This window comes from Limnohabitans sp. (assembly GCF_044361985.1).
Lineage (GTDB): Bacteria > Pseudomonadota > Gammaproteobacteria > Burkholderiales > Burkholderiaceae_C > Limnohabitans_A.
This window is the reverse complement of sequence record NZ_JBIKHV010000156.1, coordinates 1-3,683: the sequence shown is the minus strand read 5'-3', so window position 1 is coordinate 3,683 and position 3,683 is coordinate 1. Positions and strand designations below refer to the sequence as shown.

General features: G+C 61.4%; 5 protein-coding genes. All 5 read left to right on the top strand.

Annotation, left to right across the window (positions count from 1 at the left end):
• The coding region (locus tag ACIQ3A_RS14320) for a malate synthase G (RefSeq protein WP_396432399.1) at positions 1–1,096 on the top strand (1,096 nt) is incomplete at its 5' end.
• A gap of 119 nt (positions 1,097–1,215) precedes the next feature.
• Positions 1,216–1,449, top strand: coding sequence for a hypothetical protein (locus tag ACIQ3A_RS14315; protein WP_396432398.1), 234 nt, complete (start codon positions 1,216–1,218; stop codon positions 1,447–1,449).
• Positions 1,450–1,483: 34 nt separating this feature from the next.
• Positions 1,484–1,732 (top strand): cysteine-rich CWC family protein, encoded by a 249-nt coding sequence (locus tag ACIQ3A_RS14310; RefSeq protein WP_396432397.1) that lies wholly within the window; start codon positions 1,484–1,486, stop codon positions 1,730–1,732.
• Positions 1,729–3,255 (top strand): MFS transporter, encoded by a 1,527-nt coding sequence (locus ACIQ3A_RS14305; RefSeq protein ID WP_396432396.1) that lies wholly within the window; start codon positions 1,729–1,731, stop codon positions 3,253–3,255. The genes ACIQ3A_RS14310 and ACIQ3A_RS14305 overlap by 4 nt, the downstream gene beginning before the upstream one ends.
• 2 nt (positions 3,256–3,257) lie before the next feature.
• Positions 3,258–3,683 (top strand): class II glutamine amidotransferase (locus tag ACIQ3A_RS14300; protein WP_396432395.1); only part of this gene is annotated, 426 nt, incomplete at its 3' end.

The following is a 3,683-nucleotide window of genomic DNA, read 5'->3' as shown; positions in this document are numbered from 1 at the left end:
CGCTCTGGCCGATCTGCAAAAGAAAAAGTCCAGCGCCTTGCGCAACAGCCGCACGGGCAGCGTCTACATCGTCAAGCCCAAAATGCACGGCCCGGCCGAAGTCGCTTTTGCCGACGAATTGTTTGGCCGGGTTGAAAAGGTGATTGGCATGAAGCCCTCCACCGTCAAGCTGGGCATCATGGACGAAGAGCGTCGCACCAGTGCCAACCTGAAAGCCTGTATTGCTGCCGCCAAGAGCCGTGTGGCCTTCATCAACACTGGCTTTTTGGACCGCACCGGTGACGAGATGCACACCTGCATGCTGGCTGGCCCGGTCATGCGCAAAGGCGACATTAAAAACAGCGTCTGGCTGGCTGCTTACGAAAAGAACAACGTCACGGTGGGCTTGCAATGCGGCCTGCGTGGCCGTGCCCAGATCGGCAAAGGCATGTGGGCCATGCCCGACCTGATGGCGGACATGCTCAAGCAAAAAATCGGTCATCCCCTGGCCGGCGCCAATACCGCCTGGGTGCCCAGCCCGACTGCCGCCACATTGCACGCTATGCACTACCACCAGGTGGACGTGCCGGCCCTGCAAAAGCAGATGGAAAAAGCCGTTGCCAAGCAAGATGCCAAAGAACTGCGCGAAGAGACGCTCAACAAACTGCTGCAGTTCCCGGTGGTCGCCAAAGACGCAGCCAACTGGTCTGAAGAAGACAAGCAAAAGGAACTCGACAACAACGCCCAAGGCATTCTGGGCTACGTGGTGCGCTGGATCGACCAAGGCGTGGGTTGCTCCAAAGTGCCTGACATCAACGGCGTGGGCCTGATGGAAGACCGCGCCACGCTGCGCATTTCTAGCCAGCACATGGCCAACTGGCTGCACCACGGGGTGGTGACCGAAAAGCAGGTCAAGAAAACCATGGAACGCATGGCCGCCGTGGTGGATGCACAAAACGCAGGCGATGCGGCGTACCAGCCCATGGCAGGCAACTTCGCCAAATCGGCAGCCTACAAGGCAGCCTGTGACTTGGTCTTCAAGGGCAAAGCACAGCCCAGTGGCTACACCGAGCCACTGCTCCATGCCTGGCGCCTGAAGGTCAAGGCCTCAGCCTGAGGGCGCGCGTCCCGGACGAAGTCCGACATTTGAAAACGGCTCCTCCGGGAGCCGTTTTTGTTGGGCTTAAGGGTTGGCGCTTCGGCTATGCCTGAAAATAGGTTTTTTGGGAGGGCGCGATGCGCTGGATAGACCGGATTCCAATGTTGTGGTTGGTGGGTATTGCCGTTTACTTGGCGGGGGCCCCTTTTGTGCCCGAGCCGCATCTGGTGGAAAAGTGGCGCATGCTCACCGAAGGCACATTGAGCAAGCCCATCGATATCTTTGATTTTTTCTTGCACAACACGCCGATGGTGGTGCTGGCCATTCGCCTGTGGCGGGACGCGCAGCGTCGCCGTCAGGGCAAGGACTGACCCCCCGTTGAGCCAAGATGATGAGCCAAACCCCATGAGCCTTCTACTGCCAGCGTTTGACCCTTGCCGCTGCCCCTTGTGCGGACAGCCCAATGCCTGCGCCATGGCCGGTGCCTCAGCGCCTGGGCCGTGTTGGTGTGTGCGTGTGAATTTCAGTGCCGATTTGCTGGCGCAGCTGCCCGAAGCGGCGCGCAACAAGGCCTGCATTTGCGCGGCGTGTGTGGCCGCATCCGAAGACAACAAACCCCAAGGTGAAGACCCCTCCAAAGGCGAGGCCGCATGAGCCTGGCCCAAGGCCCCAACAGTTTGCAGGCGCTGCAAGCGCGTTATGGCGAGAGGCACCGCTGGTTGTTGCTGCTGTCGGTGATGCTGGGCTCCATGGCGGCGGTGATGTCGTCCACCATCATGAACGTGGCCATACCCGACATGAGCCAGCATTTCACGCTGGGGCAAAGCCGGGTGCAGTGGGTCACGTCCGGCTTCATGGTGGCCATGACGGTGTCCATGCTCACCACGCCTTGGCTGCTGGCCCGCTACGGCTACCGCCGGGTGTACGAGGTGTGCATGTGGCTGTTGCTGGGGGGCGGGGTGGCGGGTGGCTTGGCCAATGACTTTCCTTTGGTGATGGCTGCCCGAGTGGCCGAAGGCTTGGCCGCCGGGGTGGTGCAACCCATTCCCGCCATCATCATCTTGCGAGCGTTTGCTGCTGAAGAGCAGGGCCGCGCCAGCGGGCTGTTTGGCATGGGCGTGGTGCTGGCCCCGGCCATTGGCCCCAGCATTGGCGGCGTGCTGGTCGACGTGTTCGGCTGGCGCTCGATCTTTTTCATGGTGGTGCCACTGGCCATGTTGGCGCTGTGGATGTCACGCCGTTATGTGCCCACCTCGGCCCCGGGCGGTGTGCAGGCCGACGCCGACAGCCCGGGTCTGGACTGGATCGGGCTGGCGCTGGCCAGCACATCCACCCTCATGCTGCTCAATGGCCTGGTGCAGTTGCGCGGCGACGACCACACGGTGGCCGTGGTCCTGCTGTTACTGGCTGGTATGGTCATGGCGGTATTTGTGGCCTGGCAGCGCTATTTGTTGCAGTCGCGTCGACATGCGCGCCGCCCCATTGCAGGTCGCAAAGGCCAGCGAGTACGGCAGGCCCTCCGTGGTCCACTGATGAACCTGCAAGTTTTTGGCCACCGCAATTTCGCCATGGGGGCCTTGGTGTCTTTCACCTACGGCATCGCGCTGTTTGGCTCGACCTATTTGTTGCCGGTCTACATGCAGATGGGCCTGAGTTTGTCGCCGTCCTACATTGGTGCCGCCTTGCTGCCTGCGGGTATTTTGCTGGCCGTGACCATTGCGGTGGTGGGGCGTTTGTCCAACCGTTTCCCGCCAGCCTATTGGGTGAGCTGGGGCCTGGCTTTGCTGGCGCTGTCGTTTGCGCTCATGCCCTTGGTGCACCCGGCGGCGGGCTTGGCCTTGCTGTGGATTTTGGTGATTTTGGGGCGCATCGGGTTGGGTTTCATCCTGCCTTCGCTCAATCTGGGCGCTTTGCGTGGCTTGCCCAAAGACTTGATCCCGCAGGCCTCCAGCGTGATCGGGTTTGTGCGCATGCTGGGGGGCGCGGCGGGCGTGAGCATTTGCGCCATCGTGCTGGAGTGGCGGCTGGCGGTGTACGCCCTGGCCTCAAGCAGCCCGGGCAGCGCCGATTTACGCGCCTTCAACGAGACCTTTGTTTTTCTGGCCACCATGACCGCGCTGGCTTTGCTGGCCGCCTGGAAAATGGGCGAGTCCAGCGTGCCCCACAAGAAAGACTGACCATGTGCCAACTGCTCGGCATGAACTGCAACACCCCCACCGATGTGACCTTCAGCTTCAGTGGTTTCGCGCAGCGCGGTGGCCTCACCGACCACCATGGTGACGGCTGGGGCATTGCCTTTTTTGAAGGCCTGGGCGTGCGTCACTTTGTGGACCACCAAAGCGCCAGCAGTTCGCCTGTGGCCGAGTTGATTCGGCGTTACCCCATCAAAAGTCGCAACGTGATCGCGCACATCCGTAAAGCCACGCAAGGCGAGGTGAGCCTGGAAAATTGCCACCCGTTTGTGCGTGAACTGTGGGGCCGGTATTGGGTGTTTGCTCACAACGGTAACCTGGTGGATTACGCCCCCCGCTTGCATGGCAGCTTCAAGCCAGTGGGGCAAACGGACAGCGAGCACGCCTTTTGCTGGCTGATGCAGGAGCTGGCC

What these genes read in the sequence shown, in the direction of transcription:
- ACIQ3A_RS14305 (WP_396432396.1), top strand. Translation starts at nt 1,729, where the DNA reads ATGAGCCTGGCCCAAGGCCCCAACAGTTTGCAGGCGCTGCAAGCGCGT.
- ACIQ3A_RS14310 (WP_396432397.1), top strand. Translation starts at nt 1,484, where the DNA reads ATGAGCCTTCTACTGCCAGCGTTTGACCCTTGCCGCTGCCCCTTGTGC.
- ACIQ3A_RS14315 (WP_396432398.1), top strand. Translation starts at nt 1,216, where the DNA reads ATGCGCTGGATAGACCGGATTCCAATGTTGTGGTTGGTGGGTATTGCC.